The 24,527-nt window shown below is 66.9% G+C and carries 31 protein-coding genes and 1 tRNA gene; 16 read left to right on the top strand and 16 right to left on the bottom strand.

All coding sequences use genetic code 11. The features are described 5' to 3' along the window. The 10 genes from VGF12_RS03790 to VGF12_RS03745 all read left to right on the top strand — a co-directional run. Nucleotides 1–1,577 (top strand): tryptophan halogenase family protein (locus VGF12_RS03790; RefSeq protein ID WP_331174717.1); only part of this gene is annotated, 1,577 nt, incomplete at its 5' end. Nucleotides 1,578–1,596: 19 nt separating this feature from the next. Next, a complete protein-coding gene (locus tag VGF12_RS03785) occupies nucleotides 1,597–2,295 on the top strand; it encodes a SapC family protein (protein ID WP_331174716.1) in 699 nt (232 codons plus the stop codon). A 5-nt stretch (nucleotides 2,296–2,300) separates the two neighbouring features. After that, nucleotides 2,301–3,290, top strand: a complete 990-nt coding sequence (locus tag VGF12_RS03780) for a cupin-like domain-containing protein (RefSeq protein ID WP_331174715.1) — start codon at nucleotides 2,301–2,303, stop codon at nucleotides 3,288–3,290. Nucleotides 3,291–3,303: 13 nt separating this feature from the next. Next, nucleotides 3,304–5,538 carry a DUF6445 family protein gene (locus VGF12_RS03775; RefSeq protein ID WP_331174714.1) on the top strand — a complete coding sequence of 745 codons (2,235 nt, stop codon included), beginning with the start codon at nucleotides 3,304–3,306 and terminating at the stop codon, nucleotides 5,536–5,538. A gap of 32 nt (nucleotides 5,539–5,570) precedes the next feature. Continuing rightward, nucleotides 5,571–6,497 carry a hydroxymethylbilane synthase gene (gene hemC, locus VGF12_RS03770; protein ID WP_331174713.1) on the top strand — a complete coding sequence of 309 codons (927 nt, stop codon included), beginning with the start codon at nucleotides 5,571–5,573 and terminating at the stop codon, nucleotides 6,495–6,497. After that, nucleotides 6,494–7,249 (top strand): uroporphyrinogen-III synthase, encoded by a 756-nt coding sequence (locus tag VGF12_RS03765; RefSeq protein WP_331174712.1) that lies wholly within the window; start codon nucleotides 6,494–6,496, stop codon nucleotides 7,247–7,249. Before hemC ends, VGF12_RS03765 begins: the two co-directional genes overlap by 4 nt. A 16-nt stretch (nucleotides 7,250–7,265) precedes the next feature. Beyond that, nucleotides 7,266–8,408, top strand: coding sequence for a uroporphyrinogen-III C-methyltransferase (locus tag VGF12_RS03760; RefSeq protein ID WP_331174711.1), 1,143 nt, complete (start codon nucleotides 7,266–7,268; stop codon nucleotides 8,406–8,408). Nucleotides 8,409–8,421: 13 nt separating this feature from the next. Then, the gene (locus tag VGF12_RS03755) at nucleotides 8,422–9,669 is read left to right on the top strand and encodes a heme biosynthesis HemY N-terminal domain-containing protein (protein WP_331174710.1); all 1,248 of its coding nucleotides are present in this window, start codon (nucleotides 8,422–8,424) and stop codon (nucleotides 9,667–9,669) included. Nucleotides 9,670–9,760: 91 nt separating this feature from the next. Then, nucleotides 9,761–9,837 (top strand) — tRNA-Arg (locus VGF12_RS03750). Between the two features lie 524 nt (nucleotides 9,838–10,361). Continuing rightward, complete coding sequence (locus VGF12_RS03745) at nucleotides 10,362–10,517, top strand: hypothetical protein (protein ID WP_331174709.1); 156 nt, start codon at nucleotides 10,362–10,364, stop codon at nucleotides 10,515–10,517. A gap of 24 nt (nucleotides 10,518–10,541) precedes the next feature. Here the strand turns inward: VGF12_RS03745 and VGF12_RS03740 are convergent, their stop codons facing one another. The 3 genes from VGF12_RS03740 to VGF12_RS03730 all read right to left on the bottom strand — a co-directional run bounded on the left by VGF12_RS03740 (nucleotide 10,542) and on the right by VGF12_RS03730 (nucleotide 11,726). Next, nucleotides 10,542–11,156: a class I SAM-dependent methyltransferase gene (locus VGF12_RS03740; protein WP_331174708.1), complete on the bottom strand. Its 615-nt coding sequence runs from the start codon at nucleotides 11,154–11,156 to the stop codon at nucleotides 10,542–10,544. Further along, a complete protein-coding gene (locus VGF12_RS03735) occupies nucleotides 11,153–11,413 on the bottom strand; it encodes a rhodanese-like domain-containing protein (RefSeq protein ID WP_331174707.1) in 261 nt (86 codons plus the stop codon). Before VGF12_RS03735 ends, VGF12_RS03740 begins: the two co-directional genes overlap by 4 nt. A gap of 103 nt (nucleotides 11,414–11,516) precedes the next feature. Beyond that, on the bottom strand, nucleotides 11,517–11,726 hold the full coding sequence (locus VGF12_RS03730; RefSeq protein WP_331174706.1) for a DUF2892 domain-containing protein: 210 nt from the start codon (nucleotides 11,724–11,726) through the stop codon (nucleotides 11,517–11,519). A gap of 322 nt (nucleotides 11,727–12,048) precedes the next feature. Between VGF12_RS03730 and VGF12_RS03725 the strand changes: the two genes are divergently transcribed. After that, on the top strand, nucleotides 12,049–12,345 hold the full coding sequence (locus VGF12_RS03725) for a metalloregulator ArsR/SmtB family transcription factor (protein WP_331174705.1): 297 nt from the start codon (nucleotides 12,049–12,051) through the stop codon (nucleotides 12,343–12,345). A gap of 28 nt (nucleotides 12,346–12,373) precedes the next feature. On the opposite strand, the gene VGF12_RS03720 is transcribed toward VGF12_RS03725, so the two are convergent. Beyond that, the gene (locus tag VGF12_RS03720; RefSeq protein WP_331174704.1) at nucleotides 12,374–12,682 is read right to left on the bottom strand and encodes a metalloregulator ArsR/SmtB family transcription factor; all 309 of its coding nucleotides are present in this window, start codon (nucleotides 12,680–12,682) and stop codon (nucleotides 12,374–12,376) included. A gap of 124 nt (nucleotides 12,683–12,806) precedes the next feature. Between VGF12_RS03720 and VGF12_RS03715 the strand changes: the two genes are divergently transcribed. Further along, on the top strand, nucleotides 12,807–12,956 hold the full coding sequence (locus VGF12_RS03715) for a DUF3149 domain-containing protein (RefSeq protein ID WP_331174703.1): 150 nt from the start codon (nucleotides 12,807–12,809) through the stop codon (nucleotides 12,954–12,956). A 19-nt stretch (nucleotides 12,957–12,975) separates the two neighbouring features. Further along, on the top strand, nucleotides 12,976–13,224 hold the full coding sequence (locus VGF12_RS03710) for a hypothetical protein (protein ID WP_331174702.1): 249 nt from the start codon (nucleotides 12,976–12,978) through the stop codon (nucleotides 13,222–13,224). Here the strand turns inward: VGF12_RS03710 and VGF12_RS03705 are convergent. The 5 genes from VGF12_RS03705 to cydP are packed head-to-tail and all read right to left on the bottom strand — an operon-like array spanning nucleotide 13,211 to nucleotide 16,508. Then, the gene (locus tag VGF12_RS03705) at nucleotides 13,211–13,489 is read right to left on the bottom strand and encodes a cyd operon YbgE family protein (RefSeq protein WP_331174701.1); all 279 of its coding nucleotides are present in this window, start codon (nucleotides 13,487–13,489) and stop codon (nucleotides 13,211–13,213) included. The two genes, VGF12_RS03710 and VGF12_RS03705, sit on opposite strands and share 14 nt — an antisense overlap. Then, the gene (gene cydX, locus VGF12_RS03700) at nucleotides 13,486–13,608 is read right to left on the bottom strand and encodes a cytochrome bd-I oxidase subunit CydX (RefSeq protein ID WP_331174700.1); all 123 of its coding nucleotides are present in this window, start codon (nucleotides 13,606–13,608) and stop codon (nucleotides 13,486–13,488) included. The genes VGF12_RS03705 and cydX overlap by 4 nt, the downstream gene beginning before the upstream one ends. An 11-nt stretch (nucleotides 13,609–13,619) precedes the next feature. Continuing rightward, nucleotides 13,620–14,762, bottom strand: a complete 1,143-nt coding sequence (cydB, locus tag VGF12_RS03695; protein WP_331174699.1) for a cytochrome d ubiquinol oxidase subunit II — start codon at nucleotides 14,760–14,762, stop codon at nucleotides 13,620–13,622. A gap of 10 nt (nucleotides 14,763–14,772) precedes the next feature. Continuing rightward, entirely contained in the window at nucleotides 14,773–16,329 is a 1,557-nt protein-coding gene (locus VGF12_RS03690) for a cytochrome ubiquinol oxidase subunit I (RefSeq protein WP_331174698.1), read from the bottom strand. Beyond that, entirely contained in the window at nucleotides 16,326–16,508 is a 183-nt protein-coding gene (cydP, locus tag VGF12_RS03685) for a cytochrome oxidase putative small subunit CydP (protein ID WP_331174697.1), read from the bottom strand. Before cydP ends, VGF12_RS03690 begins: the two co-directional genes overlap by 4 nt. A 241-nt stretch (nucleotides 16,509–16,749) precedes the next feature. Here cydP and trxC point away from each other — a divergent pair, with 241 nt between their 5' ends. Next, a complete protein-coding gene (trxC, locus tag VGF12_RS03680) occupies nucleotides 16,750–17,175 on the top strand; it encodes a thioredoxin TrxC (protein WP_331174696.1) in 426 nt (141 codons plus the stop codon). A gap of 268 nt (nucleotides 17,176–17,443) precedes the next feature. Here trxC and VGF12_RS03675 read toward each other — a convergent pair whose 3' ends face one another. Then, nucleotides 17,444–18,787 (bottom strand): sigma-54 interaction domain-containing protein, encoded by a 1,344-nt coding sequence (locus VGF12_RS03675; protein WP_331174695.1) that lies wholly within the window; start codon nucleotides 18,785–18,787, stop codon nucleotides 17,444–17,446. Nucleotides 18,788–19,081: 294 nt separating this feature from the next. Here VGF12_RS03675 and VGF12_RS03670 point away from each other — a divergent pair, with 294 nt between their 5' ends. Then, nucleotides 19,082–19,231, top strand: coding sequence for a hypothetical protein (locus VGF12_RS03670; protein ID WP_331174694.1), 150 nt, complete (start codon nucleotides 19,082–19,084; stop codon nucleotides 19,229–19,231). Nucleotides 19,232–19,395: 164 nt separating this feature from the next. Here VGF12_RS03670 and VGF12_RS03665 read toward each other — a convergent pair whose 3' ends face one another. Genes VGF12_RS03665 through VGF12_RS03645 form a run of 5 tightly spaced genes read right to left on the bottom strand, consistent with a single transcriptional unit; the run spans nucleotide 19,396 to nucleotide 23,158 of the window. Beyond that, nucleotides 19,396–19,968 carry an NADPH-dependent FMN reductase gene (locus VGF12_RS03665; RefSeq protein ID WP_331174693.1) on the bottom strand — a complete coding sequence of 191 codons (573 nt, stop codon included), beginning with the start codon at nucleotides 19,966–19,968 and terminating at the stop codon, nucleotides 19,396–19,398. Between the two features lie 38 nt (nucleotides 19,969–20,006). Then, nucleotides 20,007–21,191, bottom strand: coding sequence for an esterase (gene ypfH, locus VGF12_RS03660; protein ID WP_331174692.1), 1,185 nt, complete (start codon nucleotides 21,189–21,191; stop codon nucleotides 20,007–20,009). A 13-nt stretch (nucleotides 21,192–21,204) separates the two neighbouring features. Then, a complete protein-coding gene (locus tag VGF12_RS03655) occupies nucleotides 21,205–22,011 on the bottom strand; it encodes a class III extradiol ring-cleavage dioxygenase (protein ID WP_331174691.1) in 807 nt (268 codons plus the stop codon). A 33-nt stretch (nucleotides 22,012–22,044) separates the two neighbouring features. Then, nucleotides 22,045–22,491 carry a DoxX family protein gene (locus VGF12_RS03650; RefSeq protein WP_331174690.1) on the bottom strand — a complete coding sequence of 149 codons (447 nt, stop codon included), beginning with the start codon at nucleotides 22,489–22,491 and terminating at the stop codon, nucleotides 22,045–22,047. Between the two features lie 34 nt (nucleotides 22,492–22,525). Then, the gene (locus tag VGF12_RS03645) at nucleotides 22,526–23,158 is read right to left on the bottom strand and encodes an NADPH-dependent F420 reductase (protein WP_331174689.1); all 633 of its coding nucleotides are present in this window, start codon (nucleotides 23,156–23,158) and stop codon (nucleotides 22,526–22,528) included. 123 nt (nucleotides 23,159–23,281) lie between these two features. Here VGF12_RS03645 and VGF12_RS03640 point away from each other — a divergent pair, with 123 nt between their 5' ends. Next, entirely contained in the window at nucleotides 23,282–24,181 is a 900-nt protein-coding gene (locus VGF12_RS03640; protein WP_331174688.1) for a LysR family transcriptional regulator, read from the top strand. Between the two features lie 9 nt (nucleotides 24,182–24,190). Here the strand turns inward: VGF12_RS03640 and mnhG are convergent, their stop codons facing one another. After that, nucleotides 24,191–24,526, bottom strand: a complete 336-nt coding sequence (gene mnhG, locus VGF12_RS03635; RefSeq protein WP_331174687.1) for a monovalent cation/H(+) antiporter subunit G — start codon at nucleotides 24,524–24,526, stop codon at nucleotides 24,191–24,193. Nucleotide 24,527 lies beyond the last annotated feature (1 nt).

The following is a 24,527-nucleotide window of genomic DNA, read 5'->3' as shown; positions in this document are numbered from 1 at the left end:
ACTTGTCTGGCATGAAATCCGAGGTGACGACCGTTGTGCGACGACTCGTGGTGTTGGGCGGCGGCTCGGCCGGCTGGCTGACGGCCGCGACCCTGGCCGCCGAACTGGGGGGCAGCGGCCCCGACGCGATGCAAGTCACGCTGATCGAATCGCCCGACGTGCCGTCCATCGGCGTGGGCGAGGGGACCTGGCCCACGATGCGCGCCACGCTGCACCGCATCGGCCTCAGCGAGGTCGACCTCGTTCGTGAATGCGACGCGGCCTTCAAGCAAGGCTCGCGCTTCGACGGCTGGCTGCACGGTGGTGGCGCCGATGACCGTTACTACCACCCCTTCACGCTGCCGCATGGCCCTGGCGATACGGAGTTCGCGGCCGCATGGCTGCAGGGCGCCCGTGAACAGCCCTTTGCCGCCAGCGTGGGCCCGCAAGCCCAACTGTGCGACGCGCATCTCGCGCCCAAGCAGACCACGACGCCCGACTTCGGCGGCGTCATGAACTATGGATACCACTTCGACGCCGTGAAGCTAGGCCGCCTGCTGCAGCGGCATGCGACGACGCGACTGGGTGTCCGGCACGTCGTCGACCATTTCACCGCCGTTCGCTCGCGCGAGAACGGCGACATCGCCGCGCTGGCGACCCGCAGTCACGGCGACATCGAAGGCGACCTCTTCATCGACTGCTCCGGGCTGGCCAGTCTGCTGATCGGACAGCACTATGGAGTCGCCCTGCGCTCCGAGCGGGGCGTGCTCTTCAACGACAGCGCGCTGGCCGTGCAGGTGCCACACCCGCAGGCGCACGCGCCGTTGGCCTCGGCGACCATTGCCACTGCGCATGCCGAGGGATGGACCTGGGACATCGGGTTGCCCACGCGGCGCGGCCTCGGTTTCGTCTACTCCAGTGGCCACACCGATGACGCGGCGGCCGAGCGCGCGCTGATGGCCCATCTCGACCGCAACGGGATCGAGCCGGGCGACATGGCGCCGCGGCGCCTGCGCTTCAGCCCTGGCTACCGTGAGCAGTTCTGGCATCGCAACTGCGTCGCCGTAGGGCTGGCGGCGGGCTTCATCGAGCCGTTGGAAGCCTCGGCGCTGGCCCTGGTCGAGCTGTCGGCCGCATTCATCCGCGACGAGATGCCGGCCAGCCGCTCCGACATGGACCTGGTCGCCAAGCGCTTCAACGAGGCCTTCGCCTACCGCTGGTCGCGCGTCATCGACTTTCTGAAGCTGCATTACGTGCTGAGCCGACGAGACGACGCCGACTACTGGCGCGATCACCGCAATGCCGCCAGCCAGCCCGAGTCGCTGCGCGAGCTGCTCCAGCTGTGGGCGCGCCGGGCGCCGTCACGCAACGACTTCTATCGTGTCGAGGAAGTCTTCCCGGCTGCCAGCTACCAGTACGTGCTCTACGGCATGCAGTTCGAACCTGCGCTGCGGCCGTTGCGCGCCGACAGGCTGGCCGCCGCGCAGTCCTGCATGAAGGACGTGACCACCCTCACGCGGCGCCTCCTGGGCGGCCTGCCCCGGCACCGCGACCTGATTCAACATATCCACGCGCACGGCATGCCGCCGGCCGCGTGACTCTCTCAGACCGAACTCCATGCTGCAACTGCTCAACAACATCCAGCACAAGGACCTGCGCGTCATCACCCGGCGCGGCGCGCAATGGGGGGACGACTTCATGTCAGCGCCCGTCACGCCGGACGAGTTCCGCAAGGTCCAGGCGCATTACCCCATCGTCTTCCAGCCCGATGGCAGCGGCGGCTTCGTGCCGGTCGCGCTGTTTGGACTGCAGGAGGGGCAGAACCTGTTCCTGACCGGCGACGGGTGGGACGCCGACTACCTGCCGCTGTCCGTGCAGCGCCTTCCGTTCTCCATCGGTGTGGCGGAGGACGAACTGCGCATGATGGTCGACCTGTCCAGCAAGCGCATCAGCCAGGGGGCAGAGGGGGAGGCCATCTTCCTGCCTCAGGGCGGCACGACCGACCTGACTGAGCACGCCAATTCCGTGCTGCGCGCGCTGCATGAGGGCTTGCAGGCCACGCCGGACTTCATCCAGACGCTGCGAGCGCACGACCTGCTCGAGTCCTTTGTGCTGGACGTCGAGCGCCCGGACGGCTCGCACGGCCAGTTGCTGGGCTTCTATGTCATCCACGAGGAACGCCTGGCCGCGCTGGACGCCGACGTGGTGGGCATGCTGCATCAGGCGGATTACCTGCAGCCCATATACATGGCGATCGCCTCTCTGTCCAACTTCACGGCGCTGATCAAGCGCCACCTCGCCCGCGAAGCCGCCTGAGCCCCATGTCGAAGCGAAGCGTCGGCGCCGAGGACCTGGGGCACATCCCGGCCGAGGTGCTCCAGTCCACCCAGCCCGTGCTGCTGCGCGGCCTGGTGGGGCACTGGCCACTGGTGCAGGCCGCACAGCGCTCCGACACGGCGCTGTGTGACTACTTGCGAGGCTTCGGCGCCGGCACGCGGCTGAACTTGTGGCGCGGCGGGCCGGAGATCGGTGGGCGCTTCTTCTACAACGACGATTTCACCGGCTTCAATTTCCACAGCGAGGTCAGGACCTTCGGCGCACTGCTGGACGAGCTTCTGGCCGGCACGTCCGACGCCCTCTATCTGGGATCGACCGAAGTCGACAGCGCCTTCCCCGGCCTGCGCCTGCACAACGACCTGTCCGCCCTTGCCGGCCAGCACCCGCACGTGAGCCTGTGGCTGGGCAACCGTATGCAGGTGGCCACGCATTTCGACCTCCCGGACAACGTCGCCTGCGTCGTGGCTGGCCGACGGCGCTTCACGCTGTTTCCGCCCGACCAGGTTGCCAACCTGTATGTCGGTCCCCTTGACCTGACACCCGCCGGCCAGCCGGTCAGCCTCGTCGACGTGGCTCGGCCTGATCACCAGCGCTTCCCGCGTTACGCGCGGGCGCTGGCGCAAGCCCAGTCCTTCGAGTTGCTGCCCGGCGACGCGCTCTTCATTCCCAGCCAGTGGTGGCACGGCGTGGAGTCGCTGGAGCCCATCAATGCGCTCGTCAATTTCTGGTGGCGGCAGTCGCCCGCCTTCATGGACACGCCGCTGAACACGCTGATGATGGCGCTGCTGTCGCTGCGCGACCTGCCGCCAGCACAGCGCGATGCTTGGCGAGTGCTGTTCGACCACTACGTCTTCGACGCTGACGAGCAAACGGCGGGCCACATCCCGCCGGCGGCACGGGGTGTTCTCGCGCCGATGAATGACGACAGTGCACGCCAGCTGCGCGCGGCACTCCGCAACCGACTCAACCGATGAAGCTTCGCACGCCATGACTCTTGCTTCTCCACCCATTCGACGCATCGTCATCGCTGGCGGCGGCACGGCCGGCTGGATGGTGGCCGCCGGACTGTCCAAATGCCTCGGCAAACAGTTCGACTTCAGCCTGGTGGAGTCCGAGGAAATCGGCACGGTGGGCGTCGGCGAAGCCACCATTCCGACGTTGCACTTCATGCACGAGATCCTGGATCTGGAGGAGAAGGAGTTCATCCAGGCCACGCAGGCCACGTTCAAGCTCGGCATCAGCTTCGAGAACTGGCGCAACGTCGGCGAGCACTACTTCCACTCCTTCGGCAAGACGGGCCGGGGCCACTGGACTGCTGGCTTCCACCACTTCTGGCTGGAGGCTCGCAAGCGCGGCCTGGCGAGCAACTACGGCGACTATTGCCTGGAGCTGCGAGCGGCGATGGACAACCGCTTCGCGCTGCTGCCTGACAACGGCATCAACTACGCCTATCACTTCGACGCCACGCTGTACGGCCAGTACTTGCGTCGTCTGGCCGAATCCATGGGGGTGCGACGCATCGAGGGCAAGATCGCCCAGGTGCACACCGATGCAGTAAGCGGCTACATCACAGGTCTGCAACTTGCCGGCGGACCCCTGATCGAGGGGGACTTCTTCATCGACTGCACCGGCATGCGCTCGCTGCTGCTGGGTGAGACGCTGGGCGTGCCTTACGAGAGCTGGTCGCACTGGCTGCCCTGCGACAGCGCGCTGGCCGTACAAACGACGCGCGTCGGCGAGCCTGTGCCCTATACCCGCTCCATCGCCCATCCCTGGGGCTGGCAGTGGCGCATCCCGCTGCAGCACCGCGTCGGCAACGGCGTGGTGTTCAGCAGCCGGCACATCAGCGACGAGGACGCCAAGCAGGCCCTGCTCGCCAACATCGAGGGGGAGGTGCTGCGCGAGCCGCGCGTCATCCGGTTCACGCCTGGCCAGCGGGAGCAGGTCTGGAAGAAGAACTGTGTCGCGATCGGCCTGTCCAGCGGCTTCTTGGAGCCGCTGGAGTCCACCAGCATTCACCTCATCCAGAAGGGCATGAGCCGCCTGGTCGAGCTGTTCCCGACCGATGGCATCCGCCAGAGCGACATCGACGAGTACAACCTGCAGACACGGGAGGCCATCGACGTCATCCGCGACTTCATCATCCTGCACTATCACGTCACGGACCGCGACGATTCGCCTTTCTGGCGCGATTGCCGTGCGATGGAGGTGCCGCCGCTGCTCAAGCACCGCATTCAGCACTTCCGCGACTCGGCGCGCATCATGCTGCGCCCGGGCGAGCTGTTCGCGGAAAACTCCTGGGTGCAGGTCCTGATGGGCCAGGGCATCGTGCCGGCCAGCCACCACCCTATCGCGCGCAACATGGACGACCGGCATCTCGCCGACTTCCTCGGCGACATTCGCAAGGACGTGGTGCGCACGCTGATGAAGCTGCCCAAGCACCAGCAGTTCATCGATCAGTTCAGTCCTGCTCCGAGGCTCGATCTGCCCCCGCTCAAGCCAGCTGGTCCCACGCTGCGCGTCAACCCCGATGCCCGACTGGAGGTCATGCCGCTGGCTGACGGGGCTCAGGCCTACGTTGTCGATGATTTCGTGCAGGACCCGGACGCACTCGTCGCGCTCGCGCAGTCCCTGGGCGGGCAGTTTCGAGCGCTGCCTGGGCACCCCTATCCTGGCCCGCAGCTCGCGCTGCCGGACAGCATGGCCGCCGAGCTGGACGGCTTCTTTCGCCGACGTTTTGACGCCGCGATGCATCTCGGTACCCCGCTTGGCATGTTCGGGCGCTTCGCGCGCGTCGTGCAGGATCCCGCCACGCTCGACGGCCGCCAGCGCATCTGTCATCGAGACGATTCGGGCCTGGACCTCGACGAGAGGGTCGCTGCCTGTGTCCACTACCTGTTCAAGGACGAGCAGCTCGGCGGCACGGTGTTCTTTCGCTCGCTGATGTCCGACGCCGACACGCAGCAGTTCCTGCGCGACGCCAACACGCTGGATCCCAGCGCATTCGGCGACAAATACGGCATTGCGCCCGGCTACATGACCGACAGCAACCGCTACTTCGAGGTCATCGGCCGCGTGCCCGCAAAGTGGAACCGAGCCATCTTCTACGACGGCGGCGTCTTCCACTCCGGCGACATCCGGTGGGCTGCCGGAAAGGCCGGCTACCAGACCGGGCTGGGGCGTCTGACGGTGAACGCATTCTTCAAAAGCCGTCGACCCTGAGGGCGCGCCTTCATGCCCTCGATAATCAGGGCATGACCTCTTCCATCACCATCGCCACGCGCGAGAGTCGCCTGGCGCTGTGGCAGGCCGAGCATGTGCAGGCCCGGCTCGCTGGCGAACTCGGCATCCAGGCCGCGCTGCTGGGTATGACCACACGCGGCGACCAGATCCTCGACCGCACGCTGTCCAAGATCGGCGGCAAGGGACTATTCGTCAAGGAGCTCGAAGCCGCGCTCGCCGAAGGTCGCGCCCAGCTCGCCGTGCATTCGCTCAAGGATGTGCCGATGGAGCTGCCCGATGGATTCGCCCTCGCCGCAGTGTTGGAGCGGGAAGATCCACGCGACGCCTTCGTTTCCAACGACTACGCCTCGCTGGCGGAGCTGCCTGAGGGTGCCGTCGTCGGCAGCTCCAGCCTGCGCCGCGTGACCCAGTTGCTGAGCCTGCGCCCTGACCTGCGCGTCGAGCCGCTGCGCGGCAACCTCGACACGCGGCTGCGCAAGCTTGACGAAGGGGGCTACCACGCCATCGTGCTCGCCGCCGCGGGCCTCAAACGCCTGGGCCTTGCCGCGCGCGTGCGCGCACTGTTCCAGGTCGACCAGATGCTGCCTTGCGCAGGGCAGGGCGCTCTGGGCATCGAGATCCGCGCCGACGATGCGGCGCTGGCCGAGGCGCTGGCGAAGCTGGTCCACGCGCCGACGCTGATGGCCTGCGAGGCCGAGCGCGCCGTGTCGCGCGCGCTGGGCGGCAGTTGCAGCCTGCCGCTCGCGGCCCATGCGCACTGGCAGCGCGGCACGCTGTGCCTGGACGCCGCGCTGGGCCACGCCGAGCTGCACGCCTCGCCCCTGCTGCGCGCCAGTGTCGCCGCCGACGTGGCCGATGTCGATACAGCTCGGTCGCTGGGGCAGCAAGCCGCTGCCCGGCTGCGCGAACTCGGCGCCGGCTCGTACCTCCCGGGATGACGGCGCCCACGCTGCTCGTCACCCGCCCGCGGCCGCAATGCGCAGCCTGGCTGGCGCGCCTGGCCGAGCTGGGCGTGGAGGCGGCTGCCTTGCCCCTCATCGAGATCTTGCCGGCCCGCGATGCCGCGCCGGTGACCGCGGCCTGGGCCGCACTGTCGGCAGTGGACCTGGCTGTCTTCGTCAGTCCCAATGCGGTCGAGCAGTTCTTCGCGCACGGCCAGGGTTCGACCTGGCCCGCGCACACGCTGGCGGCCTGCGTCGGTCCCGGCAGCGCCCAGGCCCTGGCAACCCACGGCATTCCGGCGCGGCAGATCGTCCAGCCTGCCGTGGACGCCGCGGCGCTCGATTCCGAGCACCTGTGGGAGCAACTGGCGCCGCGCCGCGACTGGGCTGGGGCGCGTGTGTTGCTGCTGCGCGGCGACGGTGGCCGTGAATGGCTGGCCGAGCGGCTGATGGCCGCGGGCGCCCACGTCGAAGCCGTCACCGTCTACCACCGCGCCCGCCCGCATTTCAGCGCTGCCGAGCAGGCCTTGCTGGACGCGGTGCGAGCCGATCCCCTTCGCTTCGTATGGTTGTTCAGCAGTGCCGAGGCCGTCGGTCATCTGCAGGCCCAAGGCCTGGCACTGACCGGCCAGCGTGCCATCGCCACCCATGCCCGAATCGCCGAGGCGGCCCGCGCCGCTGGTTTGGGGCCTGTGGTTTTGGCGCGACCGGCCCCCGAAGCGGTCACTCAGGCCCTGAAAGGCCTCTGACAGAATCTGACGCACCGTGAGTGAGCCTGAGCTGAATCCCCCTGTCGTTGCCGCGGCCGAGCCCGCTGCCCCGCCACCCCCTTCCGTATCCGTCCTGCCGGCCTGGCTGCCTTGGCTGCTGGCGCTGCTGGGCATCGCCGTGCTGCTGTGCGTGGTGTTGGCCTGGCAGAGCCTGTCGCGCCAGCAGTCGCTGGAACAGGAACTGGTGCGCCGCCAGGAAGCCAGCCAGGCCCAGGCCACCGAGGCGCGCCTGGCCGCCAAACAGTCGGGCGAACTGGTACGTGACACCGCCGCCAAGGTTTCTCTGCTGGAGGCCCGCCTCGCCGAGGTGGCCTTGCAGCGAGGTCAGCTCGAGGACCTGATCCAGTCCATGTCGCGCTCGCGGGACGAGAACGTGGTCGGCGACATCGAGGCGGCTTTGCGTGTGGCCTTGCAGCAGACCCAGATCACCGGCAGCGCCGAGCCGCTGGTGGCGGCGCTCAAGCAGGCTGATGAGCGCCTGCTGCGGTACAAGCAGCCGCGCATGGAAGGCGTGCGCCGCGCTGTCGCCCGGGACCTGGACCGTGTCAAGGCGGTGGCGGTCGTCGATGTGTCCACGCTGACCATCAAGCTCGATGAGGTCGTGCGCATGGCGGACGAGTTGCCGCTGATGTCCGGCAGTGAGGCTGCGCCGCGCCCGCGCGACGAGCGCAACGCCGAGGCAGCGCGGGAACGCGAGCGCGCCCTGAAACTGCAGCGCGAGCAGACTGCGGCAGCCGCGGACGGCAAGCTGGCCCTGTGGTGGTGGCAGGCCACGCAACAGCTTTCCACCTGGACCGGCCTGGTCTGGGGCGAGGCGCGCACGCTGCTGCGCGTCACCCGCATCGACCACCCTGAAGCGGCATTGATCTCGCCCGACCAGAGCTTCTTCCTGCGCGAGAACCTCAAGCTGCGCCTGCTCAACGCGCGCCTGGCCCTCCTGAGTCGCCAGTTCGACACGGCCCAGGCCGACCTGCGCGACAGCCAGGAGATGCTGAACCGCTACTTCGACACGCGCTCGCGCAAGGTGGCCAGCGTGACCGAGCTGCTGCGCCAGGTCGCCGGCCAGGCGCGCCAGGTCAGCGTGCCGCGCCCCGACGACACGCTGGCTGCGCTGACCGCCGCCGCGGCCGGTCGGTGAGGAGGCGCCGACCATGCGTCTCGTCATCTGGCTGGTTCTGCTCTTCGTCGTCGCCGTCGTCGCGGCGCTGACCCTCGGTGCCAACGATGGGCTAGCCAGCTTCTACTGGAGCGGCTGGCGGGTTGACATCTCGCTCAATCTCTTTCTGCTGCTGCTCGTCGCGGGCTGCTTCGCCCTCGTCACGGCCATCCAGGCCATCGAGGCGCTGACTACACTGCCTAGGCGTGCCCGCGAATGGCGCCTTGCCCAGCGTGAACGCAGCGCCCAGATGGCTTTGCGCGAGGCGCTCGTGGAGCTTTTCGGCGCCCGCTTCAGTCGCGCACAGAAGGCCGCACAGAAGGCGCTCAACATCCAGGCCGCGACGCCCGAACTGGCGACCGACCAGTCCTTCATGGCGCTGGCCCATTTGCTGGCCGCGGCAAGCGCGCATCGGCTGCAGGACCGGCGCCACCGCGACGAGCAGCTCAGTCGTGCCCTCGAGCTGGCTCATCGTGCCGGCGGTGCGCGAGCCCAGGAGGACGGCGCACGCCTGCTGGCTGCCGAATGGGCCCTGGATGACCGCGACGCAACGCGCGCCCTGAGCGTGCTGGGTGAACTGGCACCCGGCGTCGCTCGTCGCACCCAGGCGTTGCGGCTGCGGCTTCAGGCTTCGCGCCTGGCCCGTCAGCCGCTGGACGCGCTGCGCACGGCACGCCTGCTCGCCAAGCACCAGGCCTTTTCCAAGGCGGCGGCCCAGAGCTTGCTGCGATCTCTCGCCTTCGAGGCCCTGGACGGCGCACGGGACGTCGACCAATTGCGCGCTGTCTGGCAGCAGCTCGATCCGGCCGACCGACGTGACCCCCTCGTCGCCGCGCGAGCCGCGCAGTGCGCCGGGCAGCTCGGCGCGCCCGACGACGGCCGTGGCTGGCTGCGGCCCTTCTTCGACGACCTTGCCGAGCTGCAGCCTGACGATCGTGCGGCCCTGGCCCACGCCCTCGTGCCGGTGCTGGCCGGCTGTGGGCCCGATTGGCTGCAGCGCCTGGAATCGGCTCAGTCGCGCTTCCCGCGCGAGCGGGGCCTGGCGTTCGCGCTGGGACATGCTTTGGCCGAACGTCAGCTCTGGGGCAAGGCCCGCCTGATGCTCGAGGCGGTGGCCGATGACGTCAGCATGCCCAGCGCGTCGCGCCGGCGCAGCTGGGTGGTGCTGGCTGCGCTCGCCGAACAAGAAGGTGATGACCAGCGCCGCGCCCGCTGCTTCGAAGCCGCGGCGCGCCTGCCTTGAGCACCGCTCGAGCGGCTCGGCGAACTTTTTTGAAAAAAACTGGCCAACTCTTGCCGAGGACCAAAAAATCTGGCTATACTGTGAGGCTTCAGCGGCTGTAGCTCAGTTGGATAGAGTACTTGGCTACGAACCAAGGGGTCGTGGGTTCGAATCCTGCCAGCCGCACCAACAATAAGAAGAGAATCAACGGGTTAGCACCGAAAGGCGCTAACCCGTTTTCCTATGTGCGTGATGCCTGCGTGCATCTCGCGACACCCTGGCCTTTTCACCTACATCAGCCCGATCGGGGCGGCGCGTCGCGTTGGCCTGATTGCCCGCCTGCACCCGATGCTCAATGGGACGGTCAGCGTAGCGCTGACTTCTGTCCATTGATCCGTGCCCCGGCCTCCCGGCCCTTCTTCGCCCCCGATTGCCCGCAGCCGCTATGTGAAGGTGTGGCGTATGTCGTGCACTCGGACTCCATCCAGGCTGACGGCGGCAGTAGCCCGGTATTGCCAGTTTCGACGTTCACGCGCTGCCACTTCTACTGCCTACGGCAGTCCGGCAGTCGGCAAGGTCGACCAGCGGGATGGGCGGCGGTGCCCAAGCCATCCACGAAGCAGGCACCAGCCAATCAGTGATTCGCGGCCGCCGCGGCTGGCAAGCCTCTTGCCACGCATGCGGCAGTGCTGGGCTGTCAGGCGAGCCGCCCCATGGCAGCCCCAACAACACGCCAGAGCCCCGTCGAATCCGCCGACGCGTCGACGCACTACGCCCGCGAGACTCAGTTCAATGTCGAACGGGTGCCGACGGGCAGCGAAGCGCCCGCCATCGTGCGAGAGAAGTCGACCTTCATGATTTCCCGCTGACACCCGGGGCGGCGGTGGCCCGGTTCAGCGGCGCCTGGCCACCAGGCCGATCAAAGCTGACGGGCCACGGTGTCCGGGCCCTTCGTTGAGCTCGCGCTCATAACTGTCCAGCGCCAGGATGTCCATGTCGCTGAAGTGTGCTTCGAGCATGGCCTGCGTGTAGAGATGCGACAACTCACGCGGCCCACCCGTGCCGAATGCCAACTGAGCCGGCGTGTAGCCCTGCAGCACCAGCGTGCCTCCCGGCTTCAGTGCGCGCTTCATCTGATCGAACATGCGCAGTCGCATGTCGGGGTCGGCGAACTGCACGAAGATGGCCGCGACGCCATCCAGTTGCTCCAGGGGCCAGTGATAGTCATCGCTGCTCGCCTGTTCGTACCGGACCTCCACGCCGGCTTGCTTGGCGAGTTGGCGCGCCTTGTCCAAACCGACAGCCGACACATCAAAGGCATCGACCTTCAGCTCGTGCTTGGCCAGCCAGACGCTGTTGCGTCCTTCGCCATCAGCCACGCACAGCACACGATCACCTGGCTTCCAAAGGTTGGCATGCGCGGCGAGCCAATGGTTCGGCTCGGTGCCAAAGACGTAGTCCGGCGTCGAGAAGCGGGCATCCCACGGTGTCGAGGCCGGATGGTTCATGGCGGTGCGATGGGCAAGTTCAAACGGGCTGACGCGGCGAGCAGGCCGCCTGCATTGTGAGCATCCTGGTAGCCGAGGTGGCGCAGCAGGCGGCATGCCGCTTCAGAGCGGGCGCCGCTTGCGCAGAAGAGCTGGATCGGTCGAGCGCGATCTGGGATCGCCGCCAGCAACCAGGTGTCGAGCTGACTCAGCGGAACGTTGATGGCGCCCGTCAGCGTTCCACTGCGGTGCTCCCGGGCGGTACGCACATCGATCAAAGCCGGTCCATCGCCGGGAAGCTAAGCGACGGCAGTGCGCTCAACCGGCGCTGGAGACGACGCGCCGCGACGCTGCAGCCAGCGTCGCAGGGCCCCGAGCGTCTCAGCACCCACCCTTGACGCCCACTTTGCGCAGGATGATCTCCAACGGGCACCAGCGTGTGATCGCGCTCTGCAGCAAGTTGGCGCCGACAAAAGTCGTTAAGGCCAGCCACCACGTATTGACGAAGATCGGGCTGCCCGGCACCCCCAGCAGCAGCGAGATGAGGATGAAGCTGCCGGCGACAAGCCGGACGATCTGCCAGGAACTCATGAAGCACTCCTTGTGTCGTTAAGCGATGAATGGCGATAGGGCACGAAACAGAGCAGCGGAATGACCACGGTAGTCGGGATCGTCCTGACGAAGACGTCGAGGATCAACGAGCTGGCCAGACCAGAGAAGATCGGGTCGTCGAGGATCAAGCGACGTGCTTTGCAACCTGCGGGACATGTGAACTGCGGGTTGTTGCCACTCGTAAATGACTATATATGATTTAGCCAAGTAGTTAAATAGGCAAGTGGAAATGTGAGCATTGGTTGGAATATGGCGCCAATGGAAGCGTGCGGGGCACGTCGATCTCCGCCCTTGCGTTGCCATGCAGGACCTGACCGGCGAAGCCCGTCAGCAGGGGGCTGCCGACTTCCGGGCGCTGTCCGAGCCCACGCGCCTGCAGATCCTCAACCTGTTGCGCCCTTCCAGGCGCAATGTCGGTGAGATTGCCCAGGCCTGCAGCTTCACGTCCGCGAACATTCATCGGCAGCTGGCGGCACTAACGCAGCAAGGACTGGTCATGCGCGAGTCGCGCGGCTTCTGCGTTTGCTACAACACTGCCGACGACTCGGTCTACGGCAGCACCGGACAGCAGATGGAGCGCAGCGCAGCACCTTCCTGAAAAGAAGGCGTCCCGGCCGGCGGGCTGATCACACCGCACGGGCCAACGCCAGGACCAGCGCAAGTTGCGGCACGAGCCGTGGGGCCAAACGGTAGAACACGCGCTTGCCCTCCCGGCGCGTCAAAACAAACTGATTGTTTCGAAGCACGGTGAGTTGCTGCGACAGCGTCGGCTGCTGGATGTACAGCCGCTCTGCTAGCTGGCTCACGCAGAGCTCTTCATCCGCCAGCGCCGCCAGCAGATGCAAGCGGTCGGCGTTGCCCAGAACGCGAAGCAAAGGGGCTGCGCGATCGAGTGCGTCACAGGGGGTGTCTGAGGGTGTCGGAACGGATTCCATCGTGCATTTGCGATGCCTGAAGCAGCGTAGCGACGACATCAAAATAGGTCTTGCGGCAGGTCAAGGCGCTGGGCTGCCAATCCCTCTGAAATCATCTTCACGCCAACTGCACAAGGAGTGCACCGTGACTGCCTTCAAGGACATCTTCTCCAGCGACGCCGGGCTGCTGAGCTTGGCCGTCTTTGCCATCATGCTAGGCATTGGCGCGTTCTACGTGCGCTACTTCGTGCGGCACATGCACGAGGACGAAGCGCGCGAGGGCAGGCAGCGCTGAAGGCGACAGGCGACAACCCATGGCTGAGTTTTTTAAGACTTCGACGCTCTGGGTTGTCGAGTACCTCTTCGATGGCCGTGCCCGCTGCTGGTACCGCGCCCTGCGCGGGGACCAGGACCCGACGGTCCTGATGACAGCGGAGCTGGCCGCACTCCACGGCACGCGCGCACAACTGCGTTCGGTGCGCCGAGCGACTGACGCCGAGGAATCGGCCTACCGGCGCGGCGAGACGCCCGCCAATCACTATTGCCCGGTCAGAACGTCCTGATGGCCAGGCTCAGGGCGCCCCACGCAAGGGCCGCCAGACACGCCCAGCCTGACAGCAGCAGCCGCAAGGCACGGCGCCGCGGGATGAATCCCACGCCGCGCACGAAGCCGGCGCTCATCGCCCAGAAGAGCAGCAAGGCCAGTCCGTGGTCGGCTCGCCCATCGGCGTGCGCGAAGACAAGGGGGTAGGCCGTCCCGGCCAACATCAGCACCAGGCCCGCCGTGAGACTGGGCCAGTGAAGACGCGACGGCGTCATCGTGTTCATGCGGTCTCATCTTGCCGATGCGAGGTGCGCCGCTCCTCGGCCATCTCGCCCCACATCGCGTTCATCACGGCCAGCAGTACGGCGAAGCCGACACCGAGAATCCAGGCGAAGTACCACATGGCAGTTCCTTTCAGTAGGCGGTGTGTTCGTTGGCGCGGATGTGCTCGACAGTGACCTTGCCGCGCATCACGCGGTAGGCCCAGCCCGTGTAGAGCACGATCAGCGGCATGAAGATCACCGTGGCGCCCAGCATGAGGGTGAGCGTCATGGGGCTAGAGACGCTGTCCCAGACGGTGAGGCTGGCGCTCGGCATGCTGGAGGAGGGCATGATGAACGGGAACATCGCCGCCCCGGCTGTTCCGATGATGCCCAGCATGGACAGTGATGACGCGATGAAGGCCGACAGTGTGCGCCGCGCGCCGACCAGCGCGGCCGCCCCCGCGGCACCCAACACACCGAGCATTGGCAGGGCCCACAGGGCCGGCACGTGCCGGTAGTTGCTCCACCATCCGTCCGCACTGCGCACCACGACCTTGGCCAGCGGGTCTGGCAGACCATTCGGCGCGGGGGACTGGGCCAGGGCAAATCCATCGATGCCTCCGAATCGCAGCCAAAGGCCTGCCGTGACGAAGGCCAGCACCGTCAGTGCCGCTGCGCCCTGCGCGCCAGAGACCGCACGAGACTGGATCACGCCTTCCGTGCGGTGCGCCAGGTAAGCGCCGCCGTGCATCGTGATCATGGCGCTGCTGACCACACCGGCCAGGAGTGCGAACGGGTTGAGCAGTTGCCAGAAGCTGCCCGTGTAGGTGCTCACGAGATAGTCGTCGAACTGGAAGGGCACACCCTGGAGCAGATTGCCGAAGGCGACGCCGAAGATCAGGGGCGGGACCGCGCCCCCGATGAACAGCCCCCAGTCCCAGGTGCTGCGCCAGCGGGCATCGTGAATCTTGCTGCGGTAGTCGAAGCCGACAGGCCGGAAGAACAGGGCCCACAGCACGGCGAGCAGGGCCCAGTAGAAGCCGCTGAACGCCGTGGCGTACACCAGGGGCCACGCCGCGAAGATGGCCCCGCCTGCCGTGATGAACCAGACCTGGTTGCCGTCCCAGTGCGGGCCGACGGTGTTGATGACGACGCGGCGCTCCTCGTCGCTGCGGCCGGCAAAGGGCAGCAGGGTGCCGACGCCCATGTCATGGCCGTCCATGATGGCGAAGCCGACGAGCAGCACGCCGACGAGGGCCCACCAGATGATCTTCAGGGTGGCGTAGTCGAGCATGGGGGTCTCCTCAGGAGTGGGCGGGTTCGAACTGGTAGCGGCCGGTGCCCAGGCTGCCCGGGCCCTGGCGCGCGAACTTGACCATCAGGTAGACCTCCACGATCAGCAGCAAGGTGTAGAAGCCCACGAAGCCGGCCAGCGAGCCGTACAGGCTTGCGGCGCTGATCGTCGAGACGCTCAGGTGCGTCGGCAGCACGCCGTAGATCGTCCATGGCTGGCGGCCATACTCTGCAACGAACCAGCCCAGTTCGCAGGCCAGCCAGGGTGCAGGCAACATCCACAGCGCCCACTTCAGCAGCCAGGGCCGGCAGGTGCAGGTGCCATTCAGCGTGGTCCAGAACGACAGCCCGAACAGCGCCAGCATGAGTACGCCCAGTCCCACCATGATCCGGAAGCTCCAGAACATCGGGGCAACTCGCGGCACGGTGTCATTGACGGCGCGATCGATGATCTCGGGCGTCGCCTGACGGACGTCGACGACGTATTTCTTCAAAAGCAGCCCGAAACCGAGATCGGCCTTGTACTGCTCGAAAGTGGCCAGCGAGGCGGCATCGTCTCGGTGTTTGCGCAGTGCCTCGAGCGCCATGACGGCATGGACCCCGCGCTCGATCCGTTCGCGGTTCTTGGCCTTGATGTCGCGGATGCCCGGGATCTCCTTGCTGAGACTGCGAGTGCCGATGACACCCATCAAGTAGGGGACTTCCACCGACCAGTCGTTCTTCTGCGCCGATTCGTTGGGCCAGGCGATCATGTTGAAGCTGGCGGGAGCAGGCTCGGTCTCCCACATGGCCTCAATGGCGGCCATCTTGGTCTGCTGGGCTTCGCCGACCGTGTAGCCGGACTCGTCGCCCAGCACGATGACGCTCAGCACGCTGGCCAGGCCGAAGGCCGACGCCACACGAAAGCTCCGCCTGGCGAACTCCACATCCCGCTTCTTGAGAAGGTACCAGCTGCTGATGGACAGCACGAACATCGCCCCTGTCACATAGCCTGCCGACACCGTGTGCACGAACTTGGCCTGGGCGTCCGGATTGAAGACCACGGCCCAGAAGTCGGTCATTTCCATGCGCATCGTCTGGTAGCTGAACTCGGCACCCACCGGGTTCTGCATCCAGCCGTTGGCAATCAGGATCCACAGTGCCGACAGGTTGGTGCCGATCGCCATCAAGGTGGTGACCAGCAAGTGCTGCGGACGGGTCAGCCGATCCCAGCCGAAGAAGAACAGGCCGATGAAGGTCGACTCCAGGAAGAAGGCCATCAGGCCCTCGATCGCGAGCGGCGCACCGAAGATGTCGCCGACGTAGTGGGAGTAGTAGGCCCAGTTCGTGCCGAACTGGAACTCGAGCGTGATGCCGGTCGTCACGCCCAGCGCGAAGTTGATGCCGAAGAGCTTGCCCCAGAAGCGGGTCATGTCCTTCCACACCGTCTTGCCAGTCATCACATAGACGGTCTCCATGATGACCAGCAGCCACACCATCCCCAGCGTAAGGGGCACGAAGAGGAAGTGGTACATCGCCGTGGCTGCGAACTGCAGACGCGACAGGTCGACGACATGTTCCGTGATCACCGGGGTTCTCCTTGGTGAGGGGCAGGGGCAGGGGCAGCGAGGTGCTGGGCGGCGGCGGTGGCATCGGTGCTGATCCGCTGGTCTCGCACGAAGACCCACCAGAGCCCGCCGAGCGCCAGCAGCTTGATGACGAGCACCCAGGCCAGGTGGCGGACGAGGCGGTGTTCATCGCGAGGCATGCCCGGGTCATTCCAAGAACCGTGCCAGCTGCGCCGACGGGTGCCGCGCGGAACTAACCTGCTGTCGCCGTTGATGTTTCAGACTGTCAGTCCGCCACTGCCACGCTGTGGGGGACTGGCAGTCCGGACTGCCATGGCGTGAATGGCAGGGGGTCTGGCAGTGGTGGGGCAGCCCCGGGCGGCCCCTTTAACTTCGAGCACGTCACCCGATATGCACCGTCAGTCCCTCTTGGAGCCTCCCATGCTGCTCGTCTGTCCCCATTGCGGTACTCGCAACCGCGTTCCCGATGACCGACTGGCCGACGACCCGAGTTGCGGCCGTTGCGGCCATTCCGTTGCGCCTCGTCAGCCGGTAGCCCTCGGCGACGCCGATCTCGGTGCGTACCTGCAAGGCACGGAAGCGCCTGTGCTGGTGGACTTCTGGGCGGCCTGGTGCGGCCCCTGCCGGTCCTATGCACCGCATTTCGCGCAACTCGCAGCGGCCCGCCCGGACCTGCGCCTCGTGAAGGTGGACAGTGATGCCGCGCCACAGAGCAGTGCCGCCCTGCAAATCCGCAGCATTCCGACGACGGTCTTGTTCGTTGGCGGTCGAGAGGTGGCGCGCCAAGGCGGGGCCATGACGGCCGCACAGCTCGGTGCCTGGGTGGATGGGGCCCTGAGGCGCTAGAGCACGCGCGGCAAGGCTTCAACGTCCTCGGGAAACGGTCGACAGGCTGCGACCGCAGCAACGCTGCCATCCCGGCCTCGGACCAACGTCACCAGCAGTCGCTGGGGGCACGGGAGCTCGGCTTCCATGGCTGGCGCCACCCAGTCGCTCGGGGAGCACCGCCTCGACGCGCGGCAGGTCTTTGTCGCGGCCAGGTCCTGGTCGATAGACGGCCTGCACCTGCAGCCCCTGGTGCCGATGACGACAACCAGGCGGGCAGTTGCGGGACTCAAACCAGGCCCACCGCCTTGAGACGTCGATAGAAGGTGCGCTCGCTGAGACCGAGGCTGTCTGCCATCTCGCGGCGGCTGAGGTGGCCGTCTCGCACCAGGCGCCGGATCTGCGCATCCAGGTCACGCGCTGGCGCGGGAGGTGGGGGGCTGGGGACCGCTGCGGGTGCCGCGGGCGGCAGTGGATGTGGGCGGGCATGCAGCCATTGCGGCAGGTGCTCGGGCCGCACGATGCTGTCATCGGCGAACAGCCGGGCGCGCTCCAGGACGTTGCGCAGTTCGCGGATGTTGCCGGGCCAGTTGTGGGCCAGCAGTCGCGCCATCGCTGCAGGCTGGATGACTACGGTGGGCACGGTTTTTCTGCCTCGCTGCAGGAACGAGTCGATGAGCAGTGGGATGTCGCCGGCGCGCTCACGCAGCGGTGGCAGGTAGATCGGGAACGCTGCGATGCGGTAGTAAAGGTCCTGCCGGAAGCTGTCGTCCGCCGCCATCTGTTGCAGAGGCTTGTGGGTGGCGGCGACGAGGCGGAAGTCGGCTTGCTGGGTTTCGGTGGCGCCGACACGCCGGAACGTGCCGGATTCAATCAGCCGCAGCAGCTTGACCTGCATGCCCAGCGGCACGTCTCCGATCTCGTCGAGGAACAGCGTGCCGCCAGCCGCCGTCTCGACCAAGCCGGGTTTGCGATTCAAGGCGCCGGTGAAAGCACCTTTCTCGTGGCCGAAGAGTTCGCTCTCGAACAGCGTCTCCGGCAAGCCTGAACAGTCGACGACGACGAACGGGCCATCGTGCCGGTCGCTGGCCTCATGTACGGCGCGGGCGAACAACTCCTTGCCGGTGCCGGATTCGCCCTGAAGCAGCACGGGCAGCTGCGAGCGGGCCACCCGCTGGACGGACTCCAGCGCCGCGTTGAAGGCCGGCGAGCGGCCCACCAGCCCAGCCTGGCTGGCGCGAGCGGACGCATGCTTTACCGTCGTCAGGCGCTCCACATACGCCACCACCTTGCGGTCGGCGTCGAGGATGGGACGCAACTCGACATCGACATGTTCAGGGCCGCGCGGCGTGTGGTGGATGTGAAGCACGCGATCCGGCCCCTTGAGCTCGAAGGCCCGTCGCATCGGGCAATGCTCCCCCGACTGGTCGCATGGCACGTCGTAGTGGTGAGAGACGCGGAAGCACTTGTGGCCCAGGTAGGGCCTGTCCGCGGTGCCGTACTGGCGCTGGTAGGCCGTGTTGGCCGCAAGGATGCCGTAGTCCGGGTCCAGCACGATCATCGGTTGGGCCTCGTGCTCCAGGTAAGAGACAAGCGTTTGGACCTGTGGTGTCGGGATGAACTCGGTGGACATGGCGTGGGCGTCGGCGGCGACTGCCATCTTCTGCCATGGCCGGCTGAGCCGAGGCAGATGGTGTCAGTTCAGATGCGGGCTGGGGTGGGCGCGAGATTCCCATTTGAATCAAAGGCTTGCGAAAGCGTTCACGTCGTGAGCATTGCCGGCGCGGGTCTGGGCTTTGTTGAGGCACTTGGCCATCTGCAACTGCCATGCCACCCCGGCTGAGGCAGTCAGCCCGAGGCGCGCGGCATGATCTCGTCCCCCGCAAAGTCCACCTTCCAGGTGCGCCTCGCGGCCATCTAGAAGGTGTTGAAGGAGCTCAATGGCATTGCGAAGGAGTTCATCAACGGGGCCAAGACAGTTGTTCTGATGATCGTGATGCTGACTTCAGCGACCGCGCAACTTGTCCAGCCTGCACCGCAGGCAGGCCCGGCGCCCCGATCGGTCGTGGCCAAATGACGCGAGGGGCACGCCAAACGTTCGGTCTGTCGACTCGCGGCAAGATCGTGGCGACCGGCAAGGGTGCGCCTGATGGATCCATCGGGCGCCGGCTGAGGATGAGGGTTCGGAGGCGTGTTGCCCGACGGAGCGCCCCTGCCGACGGGCCGCGTGGACCGGTGGAGTCAGGCCTTGCGTGGCAGCACGGTCAGAACGCGCACGATGAAGGCATGCAACTCGGCCATGTACTTCTGTAGGAACTGCCTCGTGGCTTCGTCGGTGACTTCGCCGTCGGCGGTGATGAGGCCGGGCTTGAACTGGATGTAGGCCTCGACCTGGTTCATCAGCGGCGAGTTGCAGAAGCACAGCACGCCGCGCAGGCTTTGCTGCGCCACTGCCGTACCGATGGCGCCCGGCGACGTGCCGATGACGCCCGAAGGCTTCTGCGCGAATGAGTTCTTGCCCCAGGGACGGCTGGCCCAGTCGATGGCGTTCTTCAGGCCGCCGGGAATCGAGCGATTGAACTCCGGCGTCACGAAGAGCACCGCATCCACCTCCGCGATGGCCTGCTTGAAGGCGAGGGCCACCGGCGGATAGTCGGCGTCATAGTCCTGGCTGTAGAGCGGCAGGTCCCTGATCGGGATCTCGCGCAGCACCAGTTCGGGCGGGGCCAGCTTCACCAGGGCCTGCGCCAGCAGGCGGTTGATCGACGTCGAGGACAGGCTGCCGACGAAATACCCGACTTGATAGGTGGCCATGGCGTGCTCCGGGCTGTTTGAAGGCGTGGGGATCCCTTCTACGCCGATGCAGATCCGGCCGCAAGCGCCTGCCGCGCCTGCGCGACCGTGAGGGATGGATGGCCGCGGTGATGCATGAACTCACGCAGCACGAGCAGTGTCGCGGCCGCCTTGGACCCCCTTGGCAAACCGTCCAGGGCGTCGGCTCGACCTTGGGCGGCCAGTGCCAGGCGTTCGAACCAAAGTTCAATGGTCTCCACGGACATCGTCGAGCCCGATACCTCGGCCCAGGGGCGCAGGTTCGCGGACAGGCTCCAGAGCCTGCCGGCGTCTTGCCGTGGGCCCAGTCGCATGATCTGGTCTTCGGTGAAGTCAATGGCTTGCTCGATCTCGTGCGCGGTCGGCGGGTCATGACGGAAGAAGTCTCTGGCCATGCGTGCCGCGCCGAGGTCGAGGTGATGCGTGGTCTCAATCTGCTGGCCCTGCCCGCTGATCAGGACGAGCTGCTCATCGCCGATGTGCAGCAGCGTGGTCCGGTCGGCCATGTGCAGACCCTCGGCCGAGGCGAGGCCGGCGACGGCCGCAAAGTCGGCCGTGAGTTCGGCGGGGCTGCGATCCTGGGGGGCACTGGCATCCTTCAGCCTTCGCGCGATGGCGTCGACCACGCGCGCGTCGAACCCGTGTCCCAGCCCAGGCAGGCGATCCAGCGTGGCGGTGGCCCCCAGCGACTGCAGCTGGGCCAATGCATCGACCGCACCGCGCAGCGGCATCACCGCGTCGGCGTCGCCATGGATGAGGTGGATCCTCTGTCCCTCGCGGGCAAGGTGTGGAGGGTGTGCGAAGCGGCCTGACAGTGCGATCACCCGACCGGCGAGCGTGGCATCGAGCTGGGTGCATTCCAGGGCCATGATCGCGCCCTGGGAGAAGCCGATCAGTGTCGTGTGCGCAGGCTCGACGGCGACTGCCTGCTGCCATTGCCGCACGGCATGCACGAAGCCTGGCATGGCCGCCGCGACGCGCGCCGGCCGACTGGCCTCGGTGATGCCCTGCACGGAGAACCATTGCCAGCCGGGCCCGGCGGCCTCGGGCGCCTGCACGCTGACGATGAGCGCTTCGGGCATGTGTGGCGCCAGCGCGTGGCCCAGCGGAGCCATGTTCTGCGCGCTGGAGCCGACGCCGTGGAACAGCAGCACGAGCTGCTTCGGCACGGCTGGGCTTTGCACAATCAGGGCTTGGGTTTTCACGGTTCTTTCTCGGTCAGGCCAGGCCGTTGCCTGACGACGGGGGAGGGCCGAATACGAAGGAGTCCATTACCAGCACGCCATGGGTGATGCCGCCTTTGATGACAGCGGTCGATTGAGAGGCATCGGCCGCGCCCGCTGCCACCAGCAAGGGCCAAAAGTGCTCGGCGGACGGGTGCGCGCGGCGCGCGTGCGGTGCGTCCAGCAAGGTCCGACGCAGGCGTGCGCCGTCGCCCTGGACGACTGCCTCCCGCACCCATGCTGCGAACTCGACGACATAGGCTTGGTCGCCATCGGTGCCTGAGCGGAACTCGGACAGGTTGTGCGTCAGGCTGCCGGAGCCGATGATCAGCACGCCTTCGTCCGCCAGCGGTGCCAGCGCTGCGCCCAAGGCCCAGGCCCCGTCCGCATCCAGCCGCGACGGCAGCGACACCTGCAACACGGGCACGTCGGCGGACGGATACAAGTGCAGCAGCGGCACCCACGTGCCATGGTCCAGGCCGCGTCGCTCGTCGGCCTGCGGCGCCCATCCGGCATCCCCCAGCAGGTCCAGTGCGCGCCGCGCCAGCTCGGGATGGCCGTCGACGGGATAGTCGATGTCATACAGGGCAGGGGGAAATCCACCGAAGTCGTGGATCGTCTGCGGCCGCAGCGCCATGCCCACGCGTGGAGATGTTGTCATCCAGTGCGGCGACACGACGAGGACCGCCCTTGGCCGCGGCAGTGCCCGCCCGAGTGCGCCCAGGCGCGGCCCCGCGATGCCGGGCTCGACGGCGAAGGTCGGCGCGCCGTGCGAGACGAACACGCTGGGCAGACGGCTCATGATGCGGGACTCCAGGGCGGCGTTGCGAGGGGCTCAGCGTGTCCGTCCGGCGATCACCGCGTCGGCCGACAACCGGCCTGCGCCGCTGATCAGCAGCGAGACAGAAGCCGCCAGCAGTGCCAACGCGTACTCGTAGCCGTTCTTGTCCATGAACAGACCATGGCTGATGTGGACCGAGAAGATGGCCACGATCATCGAGAACGCCAGCGCCGCAGCGGCAGGCCTCACCAGCAGCCCGGCCAGCAGCGCCAGGCCGCCGAAGAATTCGGCGCTGCCTGCCAGCAAGGCCATCAGATAGCCTGGCGTCAGGCCCAGTGAGGCGAAGAACTGGCCCGTGCCTTCCAGGCCGTAACCGCCGAAGGCGCCGAAAAGCTTCTGCGCGCCGTGCGCCACGAAGATGATGCCGACGGGGATTCGCAGGGCCAGCGGGCTCCAGCCAGCGTCGGTGGAGAGGACGCGGTCGAGTAGACGGTTGCTCATGAGGGTCTCCTGGAAGGTTTGGGTGGCGGAAGGTTCAGGACTTGCGGATCCACGTCGGCGCGATGGCCGTGCCCAGGCCCGCGCCGTAGCCCAGATAGATGTTCAAGCCGGCCAGCGGCTCGAGGTAGCGTGCATTGCGAAGGCCTCCGGCGTCAATCACCCCGAAGCCGATGCTTTCGGCGATGGCGCGGGCTGTCTGCTTGGCGCGCTCGCTGTCGCTGGCGACAAACACGCTGGCCTGCTGGCCGTTGCCGAAGTCGGCGCCTTCGGCAAGCACTTGCGCGAACACGGTGTTGAAGGCCTTGACGAGTTCGACGCCCGGGACGGCCTTGGCGATTTCTTCGGCCGCCGACGTGTCGTGGCCGAGGGTCAGGCCCATGTAGTCCGCGGTGAGCGGGTTGGTGATGTCGATGAGCACCTGCCCCTTCAGATCGCCAAGGGCCTGCAGGGCGCTCACGGCGTCGGCATAGCCCGTCGCCAGGATGACGGCGTCTGCCCCGGCTGCGGCGCCGGCGGACGGCACGGCGCGGGCGCCAGGGTGGGCTGCCGCGACACGGGCGGCCTTGTCGCCGTCACGCGCCGTCACGCTGACCTGATGGCCAGCACGGGTGAGCTGGGCCACGAACGCCGATCCCATGTTGCCGGCACCGATGACTGTGATCTTCATGTCTGTTTCCTTGGGTTCGTACAGCGGGAGTGCTGCGATAAGTGAACTTTAGGAATGTCGTGAATAGAGATAAATAGCGCTTCATTGGCTTTACTGTCTCGAAAAATAAGACAATATGCTTGGATGGACAAGTTCCTTGAAATGAAGGCCTTCGCCGCCGTGGTCGACGCCGGCAGCTTCGTGAAAGCGGCCGACGCTCTGGAGGTCTCGAAGGCGGCGGTGTCCCGCTACGTTGCCGAGCTGGAGGCGCGGCTGGGCGTGCGGCTGCTGCATCGCACGACTCGCAAGCTGTCTCTGACGCCCGAGGGCGAGGTCTTCAACGTGCGTTGCCGCGAACTGCTGGGCGGTCTCGATGAGGCCGAAGCGGAGGTTTCGTCGCACAGCGGCGAGGCCAGTGGACTGTTGCGCATCAATGCGCCGTTCTCCTTCGGCCTCCTTCACTTGGCGCCGCTGTGGCCCGAGTTCATGGCCAGGCATCCCCGCGTCATGCTCGACGTGACGCTGGCCGACCGGGTGGTTGACCTGGTGGAGGAGGGATTCGACATGGCGGTGCGCATTGGCCGCCTGCCCACATCGTCGCTGGTCAGTCGGCCACTGACTTCCACGCGGCTGGTGCTATGTGCGTCACCGGAGTACCTGCACATGCGGGGCAGGCCGAGTCACCCGTCCGAGCTGGCCTCCCACGACGTGCTGACCTACAGCCTGTTCTCCATGGGCGACCAATGGGAGTTCTCCGGCCCTGAGGGCGCCGCCACGGTCAAGGTGACCCCGCGCCTCAGGACCAACAACGGCGACACCTGTCGTGTCGCCGCGCTGCGCCATCAGGGGATCGTGCTGCAACCGACCTTCCTCGTCGGCCCGGATCTCATGGCCGGCACGCTGGTGGAGGTCATGCCCGGCTGGCGTTCGGTCGAGTTGGGTGTCTACGCGGTCTACCCGACCCGCAAGTTCCTGTCGCCCAAGGTCCGCGTGATGATCGAATTCCTGGTCAGCGCCTTCGGACAGCCCGCCTGGCCCGCGTGAGCGCGCCACTCACGGGCGCGGCTGCAGCGGCGCGGGCAGCGCGTCACCCGCCTGGCGGCGGCGAAACAGTGCGGCCCGGGCCAGCACGATGGTCGTCACCGGCGCCGTGATCGACAGCACGATGATGATCAGCCACACATGCAGGGCGAGGCCGGCGCCCCGGGTGCTGAAGTGGACGATGGAAGCGAAGGTGACCAGCCAGGCTGCGAGCGTGGAGGCCAGCGCCGGCGCATGCATGCGCAGGAAGAAGTCGGGCAGCCGCCACAGCCCCAGCGCGGCCACGAGCACGACAAGGCCACTGCCCACCAGCAGGACGGCCACCAGGATGTCAGCCAATACGGGCATG

It is taken from the genome of Roseateles sp., from assembly GCF_036404855.1.
Lineage (GTDB): Bacteria > Pseudomonadota > Gammaproteobacteria > Burkholderiales > Burkholderiaceae_C > Pelomonas.
This window is presented reverse-complemented; position numbering and strand designations above follow the sequence as displayed.